We start from the raw sequence: 17,759 nt of genomic DNA on the forward strand, positions 1-17,759 counted from the left end.
AAGCAGAGTTAAATATGTCGTAAAGCGCAATCGCAAAGATTGGTTTGTCGGTGGATCTATGTCAAACCGTCAGGCGGTGATGCGCGTCACGGTCCCCCCGGCCTCGGTGTCCCTTGTGGCATCGAGTAATGTGCGATTTGTGCAGGCCAAATCGTACCTAAGTGGATGGCCTGACGTCGTGGCACCCCCATTGCCGTGGGCCGGTGCTGCGTTCATGCCGGGGGGCGGTGGCTCGCGAACGGGATGTTCGTTGCGCTTTGCATAGTGAACTGGACGGTAAAGAGAGCGCGTCCGGTCTTCCCGTAGCGGCAGCTGGCTCTTGGCAACCGAGATTGCCAACCAATGAGACGAGTTACCTTGAGGCGAAGATTGCGCCAGAACCACTGTGCTCGGAAGGCGTATCGTGCCTTCCGAGCACTGCTTTTGACTCTGCTACCGGTGGCGCTCGTCGCCGGCCTGCTGGGGGCAACCCCAGCCATGGCGGACGACGACGGCGGCGAGGGAGTCACTGGCCCGACCGTCCCAGCCACTCCCCGGGGCAAGGTGGTGGACCTTTGGAGATCCGGCGGGCCCGGGCTCAAGGCCGCGGCCGAGGGGGCTCTGACGGGTAGTGATGCCGAGGTTGAGCGCTTCCTGGCCAAGGTCGCCGACTTCCAGGCGCACGAGGACAACAGGGTGTCTGCCCTCCAGATAGCGGGCCTCGGGGGCCGCGGCGTGCAGAAAGCCGCCAGGAAGGCTCTGGACGGCAGTGCAGCGGATCTGCAGGCCTTCCTGAAGGACGGCTGGAAGCTCCCGCTTCAGGAGGATCAGCGGGTCCGTGTCGCTCAGGTCATCGATGCCGGCGGCCCCGGCGTGCGTCAGGCGGGCAACAAGGCGCTCAACGGGTCGGCCGACGATGTCAGCAAGTTCCTCAATGCGGGCCAGTACACCGCGCGCGAAGAGGATGAACGCGTACAGGTCGTCCAACTCATCGGTGTCGGAGGTCCCGCGGTCCGAGCCGCCGGGCGTATCGCTCTGGATGGCGATGCGAACGACATCCGGGAGTTCCTCAACATCGGGCAGCACGTGGCGCGAGCCCGGGACAAGGAGACCGCCACGGTCAGCCAGCTCGCCCGGCAGGCCACCGAAGCGGGTCGCCAGGCAGCCGCGGAGACGGTTGCAGCGCAGGAGGCGTCCACTCGTGCGGTCAACGCGTCGAAGCTGGCCAAGGAAGCCGCTCGGCGAGCCAGGAAGCTGACGGCCGAGGCCAAGGGCGACGCCATGAACGCCGCCGCAGCGGCCAAGACCGCGGCGACCGCGGCGGGACAGGCGGCGGCCGCTGCCCAGCAGGCCATCGACGCCGCCCGCGCGGCCAACAACTCGGCTCGCATCGCCTCCAACGCGGCTGCCCAGGCCGCCGCCGCGGCGGCCGGTGCCGCTCAGGCAGCCTCCCGCGCGAGCAACGCCGCGGCAGCCGCGTCCTCCGATGCGGGTAAGGCCTCCGACGCACGCAAGGCCGCCGAGGGCGCCCGCGTCGCGGCGAAGGCCGCGAACGACTCGTCTGCTGCCTCCGACCAGGCGTCCATCGCAGCCGACCGCGCCGCCGACGCGGCGACGGCCGCGACGAGCGCGGGTGCCAATGCCGATGCGGCCGCCGCCGCGGCTGAGGAGGCCGGAGGCCTCGCCGACCAGGCCGGCGTCAGCTCCGCCGAAGCGAGGGCTGCGGCTGCCTCCGCACGCCGCCACGCCAAGGAGGCCACCCGGGCGGCCAACGCGGCAAGCGCGCTGGCCCGAAAGGCCGCTGCTGCTGCGCGCGAATCCCGGGATTTCGCCAAGTCCGCGGCCTCCCACGCCAACCGGGCCGCCAAGGCCGCGGATGAGGCCGCCGCACATGCAGGAGAGGCTGCTACAGCGGCGGACGAGTCCAAGAAGCACGCCAAGGCAGCACAGGATGCCGCTGACGTGGCCACGGCTGCCGTTGCGAAGGCCAAGTCCACGTACAAGCTGGCGCGTCAGGTTGAGGCCGAAGAACTCGCCGCCCGCACCAACGAGGCGATCGAGAAGGCCAAGGACCTCACTGCCCGCGACGATCAGTACAAGGCGTCCCAGGCTGCGGCTCTCAAGAAGGCCAAGGAACTTGATGCCGAGGCCCAGAAGCTGGCAGGCGAGGCCACGAAGCCGGGTGCCGGTGGCAAGGCCGTCGCCGAGAAGGCCCGCAAGGTGGCACTCGCGGCGATGAAGGTCCGCGGCCCCTGGAGCCAGGCCGCCGCGGCGGTAGCGCTGGCCGGCACGGACCAGCAGGTCAGCGACTACGTGGTGAAAGGCTGGAAGGACTCCGCCCAACAGGACGAGCGCGCTCGTGTAGAGAACATCGCGCTGAACTCCGAGCTGGCTACGGTCCGCAGTGCGGCGGAAGAAGCGCTCAAGGGCGACTCCGCAAGGATCTCGTCTTTCCTGAGCACAGGCCAGTATGAGGTGGCCGAGGACGACTTCCGCGTCGCCATCGCCCGGCTCATCTCTTCCGGAGGCCCCGGCGTCAAGAAGGCCGGCAACGCCGTCCTGACGTCTGACTCAGTCGAGAAGTACCGCCAGTTCCTCACCACCGGGCAGTACATCGCTCGCCATGACGACGAGCGGGTACGCGCCGCTCAACTTGTTTCCAGTGGAGGCCCCGAGGCCAAGGCCGCGGCGCGGATCGCGCTGGAGAGCCCGCCGCAGGTCCTGCACGAGTTCATCAAGTCTGGCCAGTACAAGGCACAGCGCAAGGACTTGCTCGACACGTCCCATCAGCTGCAGATCAATCAGCTGATCTCCAGCGCGGAAAGTGCCGCGGCCACGGCCCAGAAGAACGCCAAGCTGGCCAAGAAGGCCTCCTTGGAGGCCAAGAAGGTATCCAAGGAGGCCCAGGAGGCCGCGCGGCAGGCGAAGGAAGAGGCCGACCGGGCGCAGAAGTACGCCGCCGACGCCGACAAGTCGGCCAAGGAGGCGGAGGCTTCCGCGGCCAAGGCCGCCGAATCAGCCAAGACCGCCCGCGCCGCTGAAGCGGACGCCAAGCGGGCCGCACGCGCTGCCGAGCACTCCGCCGCGCGCGCCGCCGCTTCCGCCAAGGCAGCACGCGGCTCCGCCGACCAGGCATGGGCCTCTGCGAACGAGGCCCGCGTATCCGCGACCGCTGCAGGCAAGGACGCCGAGGCGGCGGACAAGGCAGCCAAGGGGGCATTCGCCGCCTGGGTGGACCAGGTCCGCAAGGAAGAGGAGGCATCACGGCAGGAGCAGGAGCGCAAGGACCTGGCCGAACTTCAGAAGTTCGAAGAGGCCATGGCCGATGCTGCGGCCGATGATGACACCAGTTTCCTGGACATGCTCTCCGGTGCCGGCCACTTGGTCCTCGACGGCGTCGGCCTGATACCGGGAGCCGGTGAGATCGCGGATCTGGCCAATGCAGGCTGGTACGGCCTTGAAGGCGACACCCTGAACTCCTCTCTCTCCCTGGCCGCCGCCGTTCCGGGCCTCGGCTGGGGAGCTACCGGATCCAAATGGGGTGTCAAGGCAGGCAGCGCGCTGGAAGCGTTCATCAAGGCAGAGAGGGCTGCCGGCAAGACGCCGCACATCTGGGCCAGCAGCAGGAGGGCCGGGCATGCTCGGAATGCAGCGCAGCACTGGAGTCGACATAAGTCAGAGTTCCCGGAACTCAAGTCGGCAAGGGAATATGTCGAACGCGCACATAAACTTCGCTCGGTCGTTGATGCTCCAAAGCCACCGAAGGGCTATCGGGTATGGGAGCGGCTGGACAAGAGCGGGAACGTGAACGGGCATGTCGTGTACGACACGAAATCCAATACGCTTGCTTCGTACGATGGGAATGGACTACCCAAGACCATGAATAAGCCCGCACCGAAGAGTGATAGCAATCCGCGAGGATATGACTCTCATAGATTTCCGACCCTTGAGGATTACCTCAAGGCACAGGGGCAGCGGGAGCGTTAGAAGATATGGAGTCGGACGGGAGAAGTGGGATGGAACTGGGTCACGCCGAAGCTCCACCAGGGCCAGAGGAGGAATCCGTATGTCGCGTTTGCGGATATGACGACGGAGATCTCTTTTGGGAAGGTGGATGGCCTACCGCGATTATCTGTCCGTGCTGCGGCAACGAATCGGATGTCTCGGATGACAGCGTGCGAGGGATCCGAGAATATCGAGGATACTGGGTTGGGTGCGGAGCGGGGTGGACCTATCCCAGTAAGCGTCCGGTGGACTGGGACCTGCTGGAACAGGTTGCTAAAATCCCACCCGAATGGCGTTGAGTAACACCGCGGAGACTCCCGCCGAGCTGTGCATCCTTGGGTGAACGGCTCGACGGGCCCGGTGGGCCGTCAATTACGGACTTTTCATTCTGTCCATCGGTTGGAAGGAATCTCCGGCATGGGCGAACAAGAGTGAAGAGAGGAGTCGCGGTGCAGCGCGCCAACGGGCAGTGCGGCGCCGCTTTGGCTACTACCGGCGGTCGGCCATGCGTCCCCATCGGAGCCTCGGTGATCGAAGTCGCGCAGAAGCGGGTTCGGGGGTCCTGCACGGGCGCGTAACGGAACAACAAGGGGCCGCATCCGATTTCTGCGCGCCCGCCCGCTACCGCTCGGCCCCCTCGGGCAGCGTTGCCTCCTCGGGGCTGGCCATGTCCAGCAGCAGCATCGCGTCGTGGTCCGGGGTGCCTGGTGGCGCCTGGTACGTGACGAGGCGCTGGCCGTCCGTGCGGAAGATCGCCATCACCTCGTAGGTGAGGCACATCGAGCCGACCTCCGGGTGCTGGAAGTGCTTCTGGCCGCCGCCGCGCGCCCGTACGTCGTACCGCTCCCACAGCCGGGCGAACTCCGGGCTCTTCACCACGAGTTCACCGACGAGCTGGGCCAGCTCCGGCATGTCCGGGTCGGCGCCCGCCATCGCCCGCAGATGGGCCGCGCTGTGCGCCGCCATCTCCTCCCAGTCGCGGAACAGCCTGCGGCCCATGGGGTGCAGGAACATATAGCGGGTGACGTTGCGGCGCTCCGGCGGCCAGTCCGTGATGCCGGGGAAGAGGCGCAGGCCGGGCCGGTTGGCGGCCAGCAGGTCGTTGGTGCGGCTGACGATGTACGCCGGTGCGGGGCGCAGCGTCTCCAGCAGGCTGCGGACCGACTCCCGCACCGCGCGCGCCGGGCCCGGGCACGGCGCCGGCGCCTGGCCAGCGGCGAGCGCCACCAGATCGTGCAGCCGTTGCAGCGCATCGGCGGAGAGCCGGAGCACCTCGCCGAGCGCGGCGACGACGGCGGGTGAGGGCCGGGTCTCGCGGCCGCGCTCCAGCCGTGTGTAGTAGTCGACGCTGACCCCGGCCAGCGTCGCCAGCTCCTCGCGGCGCAGCCCCGGAGTGCGGCGGATGCCTGTGCCGGCGGGCAGACCCACGTCCTGCGGGCGGATCCGGCCGCGGCGCGCGCGGAGGAAGCGGCCCAGTTCCGTACCTTCGCTCATCCGGCCATTGTCGCAAAGGGATATGCGCGCAGGGGGGCCGTAACAGGGCCAGGCACCGTGCTCCCCCGTACGGCTCGGTCTGGCGGGAGCCGCCCGCGCCGACCACGCTGTTTTCGTATCCGACGCCGAATTCGACATGCCACATCCGATGATCCGACGCCGGTTCCGTTTCCCTGGCCGACCCGTATCCGGCAGGGACGGCACAGTGCGAACAGTTGCGAACAGTGAGGAGCAGCGCACCATGAGCGCGACGCAATCCGCGGCAGGCGCGGGAGTTGAGGCGAGGTCAGGTACCCGGGGTGAGCCGGGGCGGCCGGGCTCCGCCGCCGCGGCTCTGGCCGCCGCCGTTCTCGGCTTCTTCGTGATCACACTCGACGTCTCCGGCGTCAACATCGCGCTGCCTGCCGTGCGGGACGAACTCGGCGGCTCAATGTCCGGGATCCAGTGGGTCGCTGACGGCTACACGCTGATGTTCGCGGCGCTGATGCTCTCCGCCGGTGCACTCTCGGACGCGGTGGGTGCGCGGCGCGCGTACGGCTGGGGGCTCGGCGTCTTCACCCTCGCCTCGCTGGCCTGCGGGGCGGCGCCGACGCTCGGGACGCTGATGGCGGCGCGCGTGGTGCAGGGGAGCGCGGCGGCAGCGATGGTGCCCGCCTCGCTGGCGCTGATCCGCCAGGCGTTTCCCGATCCGGCCGCGCGGGCGCGCGGCATCGCCCTGTGGACGGTCGGCGGGGCGGTGGCCATCGCCGCGGGGCCCGTCCTGGGCGGGCTGCTCACCACGCAGTGGAGCTGGCGCGCCGTGTTCTGCCTCAACGCGCCTGCCGGGCTTGCCGGTTTCCTGGCCCTGCTGCGGGCGGCGCGCTCCCCGCGCCACCCTGCCGCGTTCGATCTGCCGGGACAGCTGACGGCGGTGTTCGCGCTGGCCGCACTGACCTTCGCCGTGATCGAGGGCGGGCACGACGGACTCACCGGCACCGTGCTGGCCGCGGCCGGGGTCGCGGTGTTCTCCGGGGCCGGTTTCGTGGCCGTCGAGGCACGGCGGCGCACGCCGATGCTGCCGCTGGAGCTGTTCCGGAGGCGTGGCGTCAGCGTGCCGGTCATCGCGGGCTTCGCCCTCAACGCTGCTTTCTACGGCGGGGTGTTCGTCCTGAGCCTCTTCTTCCAGGAGCAGCGGGGGCAGTCGGCGCTCTCGGCAGGGCTGATGTTCGTGCCGATGGCGGCGATCACCGCCGTCTTCAATTACCTCTCGCCCCGGGCGGTCGCCCGCTACGGCTCGCGGACGGTGGTCGTCGTAGGACTGCTGACCGGTGCGCTGGGCTGCGGCGGGCTGCTCACCGTCGACACGGGCACGCCCGCGTGGCCGACCGCCCTGCTGATGATCCCGCTGGGCGTCGGCGGCTCCCTGGCCATGCCGGCACTGACCTCCCTGATGCTCGACAGCGTCGCCGCCGAGCGCGCCGGCACGGCAGCGGCGCTGCTCAACACCAGCCGTCAGACGGGCGGAGCGCTCAGCATCGCCGTCTTCGGTGCGCTCCTCGCGGGGGGCTTCGCACCGGGGATGCAGGAGAGCCTGCTGCTCGCCGCCTGCCTGCTGGCGGCCACGGCGCTGGGCGCGGCGGCACTGCTGCCACGGCGGTGAGGGGCGCGGCGGTGGTCGCAGCAGGAGCCCGGCGGGACGCCAAAACCCGGTGGGGCTGTGACAACCGTCACCCCGGCCTCCGGTATTAATGGTGCCGCATAGTAGATTGCGCGCCATCGGCATATGAGATTTGTCCGTACTGACACGGATATACCCCGCACCGGAATGCGGATGCCCGGGCCGTCCGGTCCTCCCACCCACCTCTTAAGCGAAGAGGGACTTCTGACGGGAAAACAGAATTCCCGGGATCTTCGGAGTCGCCGCAGCACGCCTGCACGCCCATTTCAAGAGCCTCGGAAACTACTAAGTGGGGTAGTGAGTGACCTCATTGCCCCGCATGCGCAGAGGTCCTAAGAATGGCGGCCCGAAAGGCGTCTTCGCAGCTCAGGCGCAGGGTCTGTGCAGAGCCTGCCGCACCGGGGGCGCTCCGCGCCCACCCGAGCGAGGTCACGAATGACGAAGCACCGCAGGAAGACGCACCACCGGAAGATAATCATCGCTGCCGTCGCCGTCGGCGCCGTGGGTGTGCCTTCCGTCGCCATGGCCTGCATGGACGGCTCGCAGGAGTACTGGGGCCGGCATCACCGCCATGGGGGTGCGTCCTACGATCACTGGCGGACGGGGGCCCACCACCGGGGCCCGGCGTCGACCACCCACGCGCCGCAGACACCCACCGCATCCCCGAGCGCTTCGAAATCGGCCGCCCCGGCGTCCGGCGCTTCGGCCCGCGTGGTGGAACTCGTCAACAACGAGCGCAGCAAGGCCGGATGCGCACCGCTGGTCGTGAATGCGAAGCTGACAAAGGCCGCTCAGGCCCACAGCAAGGACATGGCGGATCACCGGAACATGTCCCACACGGGCTCCGACGGGTCGTCGCCGGGCGACCGGATCACACGCGCCGGCTATGACTGGAGCTCCTACGGCGAAAATGTCGCCTACGGTTATGCCACTCCCGAAAGCGTGATGAAGGGCTGGATGTCCAGCCCGGGGCACAAGCGCAACATCCTCGACTGCTCCTTCAAGGAGATCGGCGTCGGCCTGGCGCAGCCCGGCAATTACTGGACCCAGGACTTCGGCGCAGCCCGATAGCGGGCACGAGGCGTCGGCCACCGCGTCCCTCGCCACGGTCCCGGTTCCGATGCTTCGGTTGTGACGCTTCGGTTGTGATGCTTCGGTTCTGATGCCGGCCGCCGGTGAGCGCACCGGTGACCTCAAGATCACGGAAGGCCCCACCGCCGCATGGTGGGGCCTTCTGCCGGATGCAGCGGTCGGCGTCACTCCGTAAGCTCGTATACGGGAGTGCCCGCTCGACGGGCAGCCTGAGGCGCCGATGTGTGACGTCCCCACCAGCTGCTCAGTGATGCATCGTCCCTGATGCCCCTGACGTGGAGTCCTTCATGACCACACCGCGGGACCTGCTGATCGCCGCCATGGACATGGCACCCAGTCGCCCTCTTGGGCAGGGCGACCTCGCGCTTGCGCTCGCCGGAGCCGAGCTGATCGATCTCCTGAACGCGCAGGCCGTCGGTCTGGACGGCGACCGCATCGTGCCGGGCTATCGGCCCGCAATAGCCGATCACCTCTTGGACGAGGCCGCGTCGTCGCTCGTCCGCCAGGTGCCGTACGAGTCGGTCGACGACTGGCTGTGGCGCAGAGGCCGCGGCCTGTCCACGGCCTATGTGGCCGCCCTCGAGGCGGAAGGACAGCTCACTCGGCAGAGCCGCCGCGGCTGGATGCCTTTCCGGGCCGGTGACCTGGTGCTGGCCGAAACTCCCGCCCGCCGCGAGGCGGCGAACCGCTGGATGTCGGATGAGCCCGTCCTTGCCGCGCTTGCGGTGGCCGTCGGGATCCGCGACGAGCAGACCGGAGAGGACGGGGCGGACGTGGCCGACGATGCGGTGGTCACCGTGCTCGCCGCCCTCAATGACGCGTTGAGCCGCCTGGAGTTCGAACGGCAACGGCGAGCCATCGACGAGGAGGCCTTCAGCAACATCTGGCGGGGCAACAGCGATTGACGGCCGCACATCGTGTGCGGGTGCCTGTGCGGGTGCCTGTGCGGGTGCCTGGGGTGGCGAGGCGAGTCCTCCTCAGCCGTCGAGCAGCCGCCATGCGGTGAGGGCGAGCCTGGCGCGTAGCAGGCCGGTGGGTGGGGTGAGTTCGGCGGGCTCGCAGTCGCAGCGGCCCTGCGGGCACGCGACCAGCACGGACCCGCGATCCGCTGCCAACTCCTCCACCAGCCCGAACTCGACGACCGGCAACAGACCTGGTCGGCACGCCACTTCACCGACACCCCCTGGTTCAACCGCGACAAGGTCACCGCGTCGTGGCGGCACTACCTCGGCTCCCAGCCGCCACCCCATACGCCGCCCCCGCACGGGCCACCGACCTGACCGGCCTGCCACCCGCCTATATCGCCACCGCAGAACTCTGCCCCAATCGCGACGAAGACCTCACCTACGCACAGCGCCTGCTCGGGGCCGGCGTCTCCGTCGAACTGCACCAATGGCCCGGCACCTTCCACGGCTCACACGCCATTCTGTCCGCCGACGTCTCCCAGCGACAGATCACTGAACTCGCCGCGGCCCTGCGTCGCGCCCTGGCCGAGTGAGGTGGTCGGCCAGGCCGACCACCTCCTTGCCACGCCCCCCTGATGAAAGACCATTCCTCCTGCTCCTGCTCCTGCTCCTCTTCGGGTCCTTTGTCCACCTGCGTCAAGATGGCCAGGTGCGCGCTGAGCAGCCGGTGTTCGACCCCGGGCGGGACGGCTGGCAGTTGATGGCTTTCCATGTGGAGACCGACGCCGTCCTCCACGCCGACCTCCACGCCGACCATGGGGAAGTGCACCCCGACGCGGACGAATTCGTCTCCTGCCTCACCGGCGGGATACGCCTCTACCTCCGCCCGGAGCGGCCGGGATGAACGTCACCCTGCCGCGTGGCAGCCGCCTGGAGAAGCGGACCGAAGCCCAGGTCGGGGCCGACCGCCTGGCGTGTTTCCGGCCTTGGCGGCGGTCTGATGCAACCCGTGATCGATGCCCGGTGTTCTTTGAGATGAGTGCGAGAGGAGCCGGGAGAGCCCGGAGGGCCCGCAGAGCTGGGCGGCTTCCGGGGCCGAAAGGCAGGTCTCGCCGACGGAAGGGTAAGGAACGTTCTCTCATGATCAACGGCTCTCCCGAAGGACCACAGCCGCAGCCCTCGCCCGCGGTGCTGCAAGCGGCACTCTTCGACCTCGACGGGACGCTCATCGCCACCGAACACCGCAGCCGTGCCGCCTGGACCCGGCTCTTCGAGGCCCATGGCCTGGTCGTCGACGATGCGCTGCTCGCCACCTTCGTCGGGCGGCGCGGTCAGGAGGCCCTGGCCGATCATGTCCACCGCTTCCCCGGAAGCACGGTCGAGGAGCTCTTCGCCGAGGCCGTCGGATATCTCAACGGCCCTGGCATACCACCCCCTTACGCCGTGCAGGGAGCCGAGGCACTGCTGAAGAGGCTGCACACCGAGGGGATACCGATGGCGGTGGTCACTTCAGGGCTGCGGGAGCACGCGCAAGCACTGCTCGAGCTGGTGGGCGGCCCGCAGCTCTTCGCCGCGATGATCACCGCCGAGGACGTGAGCCGGGGCAAGCCGGACCCGGAAGGCTATCTGGCGGGGTGTGCGGCGCTGGGGGTCGAGCCCGGACGTGCGGTGGCGTTCGAGGACGCACCCGCCGGCGTGGCGGCCGCACAGGCAGCCGGGATGGCCTGTGTGGGCCTGACGACGACGCACACCCGCTCCGACCTGCGGGCCGCGGATCTCGTGGTGCCCGACCTCACCACGGTCGGCTGGCCACCGGTTCCGCTCAACGCCATCGCCTGACGCACTCTCACAAGGACTGGCCTCACCATGCAGCACCAGCAGCCTGGTACGAAAAGCAGGGAAGCGCCCCGGCATGCCCTCGCCCCGCGGCCCGGCGCCCGGCAGGGTGGGGTCCCGGGGCGGCGGTGGCGGCTGCTCGTGGTGCTGCTGGCAGCGCAGTTCATGGCCAATGTGGACACCGCAATCGTCAATATCGCCGCGCCGTCGATCCAGAGTGATCTCGGCGCCTCCGGCGGCGAGGCGGGCCTGGTGATTTCCGGCTATGTGATGGCGTACGCCGTCCTCCTGGTGACCGGAGCCCGGCTGGGCTCCCTGCACGGCCACCGCCGGGTCTTCACCATCGGGATGACCGTCTTCACGGCGGCCTCACTCGCCTGCGCCCTGGCGCCGGGCTCCGTGGTGCTGATCGTCGCCAGGGTCGTCCAGGGCGCCGGCGCGGCCCTGATGGTGCCCCAAGTGCTGAGCGGCATCCAGCTGCACTTCACCGGTCAGCAGCGGATCAAGGCCCTGGGCTACTACGCCATCGCCCTGTCCGGGGGCGCCGTGGCAGGGCAGGCGCTGGGCGGAGTGCTCATAGCCGCGGACCTCTTCGGCACCGGCTGGCGCCCGATCTTCCTGATCAATGTCCCGGTCGGGCTGCTGCTCATAGCGGCGGCGCTGCGCGTGATGCCCAGGGACGAAGAGGCCCGTGAGACACAGGAACTGGACCTGCGGGGGATGGCGCTCCTGTCGGCGGCGGTCCTGCTGCTCATCGTGCCGTTACTGCTCGGCACGGATCAGGGGTGGCCGGCCTGGACATGGGTGTGCCTGGGGCTGAGCCTTCCGGTGCTGGTGGGCTTCCGGCTGAGCCAGCGGGCACTGTCCGCACGAGGAGGGCGACCACTGATAGCCGAGGAGGTGATCCGCCAGCCGGCCGTCCGCTGGTGGCTGTGTGCTCACGCCATGACCACCATGACGTACTTCGCCCTGCTGTTCGTCCTGGCGGTCTACCTCCAGGACGGCCTGGGCCGGGGCCCGGCCTACGCAGGCCTGGCCATGGTCTCCTGGGTGGCCGCCTTTGGGCTCGGCGGCCCGCTGCTGGCCCGGACCCCGGAACGCAGCAGGGCGGTCATGCCGGCGCTGGGCTGTCTGGTCCTGGCCGCGGGGTATGTCGCCATATGCGCCTGTCTGGTGGCCGGGCAGCGTTCCGGACCGGTGATGTTCGGGTTGCTGGGCCTGGGCGGTCTGGGGCTGGGGATCAGCTCCAACTCCCTCATCGGCGCGATGACGTTCGCCCTGCCGGAGCGCTATGCCGCCGACCTCTCCGGCGTGATCAGCACCAATGGGCAGCTCGCCGCAGCGCTGGGGGTCGCCACCTTGGGCGGCATCTATCTCTCACTGGCGGCGAGTGGTTCGGCGTCTCTCTCGGTCCACGCCCTGGAGGTCGTGCTCGGCATCTCGGCCGTGCTGTCACTGCTCAGCGCGGCGGCAGCCCAGCTGGCCAACCGCCGCCGGGCAGCCGATGCCGCATCCGGGGCGCCCTGAAGCGTCCGGCCACCAGCGAGCCATCCATCCATTCGGCTGGCCAGCGGTTCGGGTGGTTCAGCGGTTCAGCGGTTCAGCGGTCCGTGAGGCCCGGATCAAGTCCCGACCCCCGCCTCCGTGTTGGGAGGGGGTGTTCTCGCCCCGGCCCGAACGCGAGGCTAGACTTGCTAGGTACAAGCAATATGTTTATCGGACCGACAGGGCTACGGCAGTTGTCGGGGGGATCACGGCGATGGATCACAACGATGGATAAGGGCACGGACTGCCCGAGCAACCGGACGGGGTCGCAGGTCACGGCCGCTTCGGGGCTGACCGAAGCGGCCGCCGGGCTGGGCACGGAGATCGTTCGCTTCTCGCGGCTGATCGCGGCGTGGAAGCAGCGGGCCAAGCACGACACCGGCGCGGCCGACCGGGTGCTGCTGGCCCGGCTGGTGGTCGGCGGGGACCGCAGGGCGACCGATCTGGCCGCGGATGCCTTCTTGGACCTTTCGACGGTCAGCCGGCAGGTGCGCTCGCTGGTGGAACGGGGCCTGGTGGCCCGGCGCCCGGATCCGGAGGACCGCCGCGGGACGCTGCTGACCGCCACCGACGCGGGGCGGGCCGCCTTCGAGCAGTACCGGCGGCAGCGCGACGCCGAACTGGCCGCGCTTCTCGAGCCGTGGCCGCCGCAGGACCGGGCCGATCTGATCCGGCTGCTGGGCCGGCTCAACGAGGACTTGGCAGAACAACACGCACGGCAGGTCCCGGGCGGAGACCAGGGCGCCGCCGTGAAGCAAGGAGTCACAGACGTATGAGCACCTCCACTTCGCCACCCGTGGCGGAACCCGCGTCGATATCCGACCCGGGGGGACTGAGCCACCGGCAGATCCTCACCATCCTCAGCGGCCTGATGCTGGGTATGTTCCTCGCCGCGCTCGACCAGACCATCGTCAGCACGTCGATCCGTACCATCGCCGACGATCTGCACGGCCTCAGCCAGCAGGCGTGGGCCACCACGGCCTATCTGATCACCTCGACGATCGCCACACCGCTGTACGGCAAGCTGTCCGACCTGCACGGCCGCAAGCCGTACTACCTGGCCGCGATCAGCATCTTCGTCGTGGGCTCGGTGCTGTGCACGTTCTCCACCTCGATGTCCGGACTGGCCGCGTTCCGGGCGGTGCAGGGCCTGGGCGCAGGCGGTCTGATGTCGCTGGCGCTGGCGATCATCGGTGACATCGTCCCGCCGCGCGAACGCGCCCGCTACCAGGGCTACATGCTCGGTACGTTCGCCGTCTCCAGCGTGGCCGGGCCGCTGATCGGCGGCGCCCTGGCCGGACAGGACCAGCTGCTGGGCATCACCGGCTGGCGCTGGGTCTTCCTGGTCAACGTACCGGTCGGCATCATCGCGCTGTTCGTCGTCGCCAAGGTCCTCAACATCCCGCACACCCGGCGCGACCACCGCATCGACTGGTGGGGTGCGCTCACCATCGCCGTCGGCGTCGTACCGCTGCTGCTCGTCGCGGAGCAGGGGCGCGAGTGGGGCTGGGACTCGACCAAGTCCCTCGTCTGCTACGCCGTCGGCGTCGTCGGCATCATCGCCTGGATCTTCGCCGAGCGGCGGATCGGCGATGACGCGCTGATCCCGATGCGGCTGTTCCGTAATGGCACCTTCAGCATGACCAGCCTGCTGTCCGTGCTGATCGGCATGGGCATGTTCGGCGGGATGCTGATGATCCCGCAGTACCTCCAGATCGTGAAGGGCGCCAGCCCCACCAAGTCGGGCCTGGAAATGCTGCCGTTGATGGCGGGCATGCTGATCGCGTCCATCGCCTCCGGCCAGATCACCGCCAAGACCGGCCGCTACAAGATCTTCCCGATCCTCGGTACGGCGCTGATGATCGCGGCGATGCTGCTGTTCCACTTCCGTGTGCAGTGGGACACGCCGCTGTGGGAAACCATGGTCTACATGCTCGTCTTCGGGCTCGGCCTGGGCGGCTGTATGCAGACCCTGGTGCTGGCGGTGCAGAACGCGGTGCCGCCGAAGGACATGGGTGTGGCGACCGCCTCCTCCACCTTCTTCCGGCAGATGGGCGCCACCGCCGGTACCGCGATCTTCCTGTCGGTGCTGTTCAGCACGGTCGGCGACAAGATCTCCTCGGCGTTCCGGGACGCGATGAGGTCCGAGCGCTTCCAGGCGGCCCTGCACGACCCGTCGGTGCTGCACGACCCGGCCAACAAGCCGGTCGTGGACATCGTCAAGGGCGGTTCCGGCGGCGGGGATTCCTCGGGGGTGCTCAGCGACTCGTCGTTCATCCAGCACCTCGACCCGCGGCTGGCCGAGCCGTTCAAGCGCGGCTTCGCCGACTCGATGCACACCGTCTTCCTGATGGGCGCGATCGTCGTCGCGCTGGCCTTCCTGCTGGTGCTGTTCGTCAAGGAGGTGCCGCTGCGGCAGATCTCCGGACTGCAGGCGCGAGCGCAGGCGGATGCGGAGGCGGAGGCGGATGCGGCGGCGAGCGGTGAGGTGCGCGGGGCGGCGGGTGCCGGCGGTGCGGAGGCACCGGCTGCACAGGGTGCCGACACCGCCGGGGCAGCTCCCGCCGACGCGGTCCCTGCGGCAAGCACGCCCGCCGGCCCCGTCATCGTGGGTTCCGTACGGGACGCCAACGGCAGCCCGGTGGCGCAGGCGGTGATCACCCTCATCGACGTCGGCGGGCAGCAGCTCGGCCGCGCCTCGACCACCGCGGACGGCGGCTACGAGCTGCCCGTCCCCGGCCCCGGCACCTATGTGCTGATCGGTGCCGCGGGATCCCGGCAGCCGCAGGCCGCGACCGTTGTCGTGGCGGGCGAGCCGGTGCGGTTCGATCTGACGCTCAGCGGTTCGGCCGGGCTGTCCGGCGAGGTCCGTGCGGAAAAGGGCGACGAGCCGGTGCCCGGTGCGCTGGTCGTGGCCACCGACGTACGGGGCGAGGTCGTGGCCTCGGGCCTGGCCGGCCAGGACGGCGGCTTCGCCTTCGGCGAACTGGTCCCCGGCAGCTACACGCTGGCCGTCAGCGCCGACGGCCACCGCCCGTCCGCGCTCCAGGCCGAGGTTGTCTCCGGCACCCGCAACTGGTACGAGGTCCGGCTGGCGCACGGCGCGCGCGTACGCGGGGTGATCCGTACGGCGGACGGCAGCCCGGCGAACGACGCCCGGGTGACGCTGCTCGACCCGGCCGGCAATGTCGTGGGCACCGCCACCACCGGCAGCGACGGCGCGTACGTCTTCACCGACCTCGACGGCGGCGAGTTCACCGTCATCGCCAGCGGCTACCCGCCGGCCGCCCGCCCGCTGCGTCTGGAGGGCACCGGACGCAGCGAGTTCGATATCGAGCTGGGCCACGATCCGGTGGTCTGACTGCTGACTGCTGACTGCTGACTGCTGACTGCTGATGGCTGACGGCAGATGGCAGATGGCGGACGGCGGACGGGAGCGGGTTGTGCGAGCGCCCGGTCGGGGCTTCCCCGACCGGGCGCTTGTGTGGACGGCCAGGCCCCGTCCGGCGCGTACGGCCGCTTCGTCAGCGGCGGTCTACCCGCCCCTCGTTACCTGACCCGCCGCCGGTCACCCGTGCACAGCGCCCAGATGATGGTGATGTTGATGGCCAGCAACACGATGGCCCAGAACGGCGCGTGCGGGATCCACAGGAAGTTCGAGAGCGCGGCGAGGGCCGCCAGGATGACGCCGACCACCCGCGCCCATGTCGCACCGCCGAACAGCGCACAGCCCGCGAGGAGGATGACGATGCCCAGAATGAGATGGATCCATCCCCAGCCGGTGAGACTGAACGCGAAGAAGTAGTCCCGTGTCGCGACGAAGACGTGGTTGTGGGCGATGGCGGCAATGCCCTGGAGGATGGTCATGATGCCGCCGAAGATCATCAGGACCGCGGCCAGTACCGTCCAACCGCTGATGCGTGTCCGAGAGGCCATCGCGCGCTCCTCACAGGAGAAACTGGGGCCTGGCATAACTGCAGGGAAGTAGGGACGCAGACAGGGGAGGCCCGACACCTGACAGGGACACCCCGGCCGTCGACACCCGAGCCCGTCGGCGGACACGCTGCTCTTCCACGGTTTCACAGGGGCCGGGCGCCCGCATCTCCGCCGACTGCGGGGCGATCTCATGCGGGAGCACGGAGGTGCGCCCCGCCCCGGTCAGCAGCGGCGCACCCCGCAACGAGAGCAGCAGCCTCCCGGCCCGGCCACCGGCCCTTCACATCACCGAGAATCCGCCGTCCACAAACACCGTCTGCCCTGTCACATACGCCGCCCCCGGCCCGGCCAGAAAAACCGCCGCACCTGCGAAGTCGTCCAGCTCGCCGTTGCGCCCCGCCATCGTCCGGCGGGCCATTGCCTCGGTGCGCTCGGGGTCGGCGAACACGGCTTCGTTGAGCGGGGTGCGGACGAACCCGGGGGCGATGGCGTTCACGCTCACCCCGTGCCGCGACCAGGCCTCGGCCTGTGACCGGGTCAGCGCGGCGAGCCCGGCCTTGGACACCCCGTACGCACCGCTGTTGCCGAACGCCCGGATCGCCTGCTGCGACGCGATATGGATGATCCGGCCCCATCCGCGCTCCGCCATCCCGGGCCCGAACCGCTGCCCCAGCAGAAACGGTGCGTCCAGATTGACGGCCATGGTGCGGTCCCAGTCGGGGACCGTCAGCTCATTCATCGGCGGACGGGGATTGACCCCCGCAGCGTTGACGAGAATGTCCGGCTCCCCGTGCCGCCGCACCACCTCCTCCGCCCCACGGCGCAGCGCATCCCGATCCCCCAGGTCGACGCTCACCCACTCCGCCGAACACCCCGCCGCCCGCAACTCCCCGGCCGCCACGCGCAGCGCATCCGCCCGCCTGGCCAGCAGCATCACGTCGGCCCCGGCCCGCCCCAGCGCCTCGGCGACGGCCCGGCCGATACCGGAACTGCCTCCGGTGACGAGGGCCCGGCGGCCGGAAAGAGAGAAGAGCGCGTCGAGGTAGTCGGTCATGGTGTGCGAGTCCTCCTGGCGGGCGGTGTATGGCGCGGGCGGTGTACGGTGCGGTCCGGTGCAGGGCGCGCGTCCGGTGTACGGGGCGTCTCCGCGTCGGCGCGTGGGGCGTGGGCCACATGGGACGTTGGCCACATGGGACGTGGGTCCTGGGGCATGCCCGAACTGCGGTGTCCACCACGGTAATCCGAGCACGCTCCCAGCTCCTCGCGTGCCACCGGCCGCGGGCGCCCCCGCCCCCGGGGCTAGTGTGACA

Annotated in this window: 13 protein-coding genes and 1 pseudogene; 10 read left to right on the forward strand and 4 right to left on the reverse strand. The window is 69.5% G+C overall.

The window, feature by feature from the left end; all coding sequences use genetic code 11:
- Window positions 1-438: 438 nt before the first annotated feature.
- Entirely contained in the window at window positions 439-3,966 is a 3,528-nt protein-coding gene (locus ADL29_RS11440; protein ID WP_245689331.1) for a hypothetical protein, read from the forward strand.
- A gap of 639 nt (window positions 3,967-4,605) precedes the next feature.
- Here ADL29_RS11440 and ADL29_RS11445 read toward each other — a convergent pair.
- Window positions 4,606-5,478: a helix-turn-helix transcriptional regulator gene (locus tag ADL29_RS11445; protein WP_053923558.1), complete on the reverse strand. Its 873-nt coding sequence runs from the start codon at window positions 5,476-5,478 to the stop codon at window positions 4,606-4,608.
- A gap of 241 nt (window positions 5,479-5,719) precedes the next feature.
- Here ADL29_RS11445 and ADL29_RS11450 point away from each other — a divergent pair, with 241 nt between their 5' ends.
- The 3 genes from ADL29_RS11450 to ADL29_RS11460 all read left to right on the forward strand — a co-directional run bounded on the left by ADL29_RS11450 (window position 5,720) and on the right by ADL29_RS11460 (window position 9,132).
- A complete protein-coding gene (locus ADL29_RS11450) occupies window positions 5,720-7,117 on the forward strand; it encodes an MFS transporter (protein ID WP_078970905.1) in 1,398 nt (465 codons plus the stop codon).
- Window positions 7,118-7,570: 453 nt separating this feature from the next.
- Window positions 7,571-8,206 (forward strand): CAP domain-containing protein, encoded by a 636-nt coding sequence (locus tag ADL29_RS11455; protein ID WP_053923559.1) that lies wholly within the window; start codon window positions 7,571-7,573, stop codon window positions 8,204-8,206.
- A 308-nt stretch (window positions 8,207-8,514) separates the two neighbouring features.
- A complete protein-coding gene (locus ADL29_RS11460) occupies window positions 8,515-9,132 on the forward strand; it encodes a GPP34 family phosphoprotein (RefSeq protein WP_053923610.1) in 618 nt (205 codons plus the stop codon).
- Window positions 9,133-9,204: 72 nt separating this feature from the next.
- Here ADL29_RS11460 and ADL29_RS45090 read toward each other — a convergent pair whose 3' ends face one another.
- Window positions 9,205-9,396, reverse strand: coding sequence for a hypothetical protein (locus tag ADL29_RS45090; protein WP_245689332.1), 192 nt, complete (start codon window positions 9,394-9,396; stop codon window positions 9,205-9,207).
- On the opposite strand from ADL29_RS45090, the pseudogene ADL29_RS45095 reads away from it, so the two are divergent.
- From ADL29_RS45095 to ADL29_RS11490, 6 genes and pseudogenes are all read left to right on the forward strand, one after another.
- Window positions 9,331-9,725, forward strand: a pseudogene (locus ADL29_RS45095) (alpha/beta hydrolase fold domain-containing protein). The gene ADL29_RS45090 and the pseudogene ADL29_RS45095 overlap by 66 nt on opposite strands.
- A gap of 116 nt (window positions 9,726-9,841) precedes the next feature.
- Complete coding sequence (locus ADL29_RS42505) at window positions 9,842-10,036, forward strand: hypothetical protein (RefSeq protein ID WP_211274290.1); 195 nt, start codon at window positions 9,842-9,844, stop codon at window positions 10,034-10,036.
- A gap of 236 nt (window positions 10,037-10,272) precedes the next feature.
- Entirely contained in the window at window positions 10,273-10,971 is a 699-nt protein-coding gene (locus ADL29_RS11475; protein WP_063788445.1) for an HAD family hydrolase, read from the forward strand.
- Between the two features lie 27 nt (window positions 10,972-10,998).
- Window positions 10,999-12,495 (forward strand): MFS transporter, encoded by a 1,497-nt coding sequence (locus ADL29_RS11480; protein ID WP_211274291.1) that lies wholly within the window; start codon window positions 10,999-11,001, stop codon window positions 12,493-12,495.
- A gap of 245 nt (window positions 12,496-12,740) precedes the next feature.
- A complete protein-coding gene (locus ADL29_RS11485) occupies window positions 12,741-13,289 on the forward strand; it encodes a MarR family winged helix-turn-helix transcriptional regulator (RefSeq protein WP_053923561.1) in 549 nt (182 codons plus the stop codon).
- Window positions 13,286-15,874, forward strand: coding sequence for an MFS transporter (locus tag ADL29_RS11490; RefSeq protein ID WP_053923562.1), 2,589 nt, complete (start codon window positions 13,286-13,288; stop codon window positions 15,872-15,874). Before ADL29_RS11485 ends, ADL29_RS11490 begins: the two co-directional genes overlap by 4 nt.
- A gap of 188 nt (window positions 15,875-16,062) precedes the next feature.
- On the opposite strand, the gene ADL29_RS11495 is transcribed toward ADL29_RS11490, so the two are convergent.
- Together ADL29_RS11495 and ADL29_RS11500 are read right to left on the reverse strand one after the other, a co-directional pair.
- On the reverse strand, window positions 16,063-16,449 hold the full coding sequence (locus ADL29_RS11495) for a DUF7144 family membrane protein (protein ID WP_211274292.1): 387 nt from the start codon (window positions 16,447-16,449) through the stop codon (window positions 16,063-16,065).
- Window positions 16,450-16,729: 280 nt separating this feature from the next.
- A complete protein-coding gene (locus ADL29_RS11500; protein ID WP_053923564.1) occupies window positions 16,730-17,503 on the reverse strand; it encodes an SDR family NAD(P)-dependent oxidoreductase in 774 nt (257 codons plus the stop codon).
- Between the last annotated feature and the right edge of the window lie 256 nt (window positions 17,504-17,759).

The sequence above is a fragment of the Streptomyces chattanoogensis genome (genome assembly GCF_001294335.1).
Classification (GTDB): domain Bacteria; phylum Actinomycetota; class Actinomycetes; order Streptomycetales; family Streptomycetaceae; genus Streptomyces; species Streptomyces chattanoogensis.

Bases quoted from the DNA above. Each gene is read 5' to 3' on its own strand.
- ADL29_RS11455 (WP_053923559.1), top strand. From the start codon at position 7,571: ATGACGAAGCACCGCAGGAAGACGCACCACCGGAAGATAATCATCGCT.
- ADL29_RS11445 (WP_053923558.1), bottom strand. From the start codon at position 5,478: ATGAGCGAAGGTACGGAACTGGGCCGCTTCCTCCGCGCGCGCCGCGGC.
- ADL29_RS11500 (WP_053923564.1), bottom strand. From the start codon at position 17,503: ATGACCGACTACCTCGACGCGCTCTTCTCTCTTTCCGGCCGCCGGGCC.
- ADL29_RS11490 (WP_053923562.1), top strand. From the start codon at position 13,286: ATGAGCACCTCCACTTCGCCACCCGTGGCGGAACCCGCGTCGATATCC.
- ADL29_RS11480 (WP_211274291.1), top strand. From the start codon at position 10,999: ATGCAGCACCAGCAGCCTGGTACGAAAAGCAGGGAAGCGCCCCGGCAT.
- ADL29_RS11460 (WP_053923610.1), top strand. From the start codon at position 8,515: ATGACCACACCGCGGGACCTGCTGATCGCCGCCATGGACATGGCACCC.
- ADL29_RS11475 (WP_063788445.1), top strand. From the start codon at position 10,273: ATGATCAACGGCTCTCCCGAAGGACCACAGCCGCAGCCCTCGCCCGCG.
- ADL29_RS11485 (WP_053923561.1), top strand. From the start codon at position 12,741: ATGGATAAGGGCACGGACTGCCCGAGCAACCGGACGGGGTCGCAGGTC.
- ADL29_RS11450 (WP_078970905.1), top strand. From the start codon at position 5,720: ATGAGCGCGACGCAATCCGCGGCAGGCGCGGGAGTTGAGGCGAGGTCA.
- ADL29_RS11495 (WP_211274292.1), bottom strand. From the start codon at position 16,449: ATGGCCTCTCGGACACGCATCAGCGGTTGGACGGTACTGGCCGCGGTC.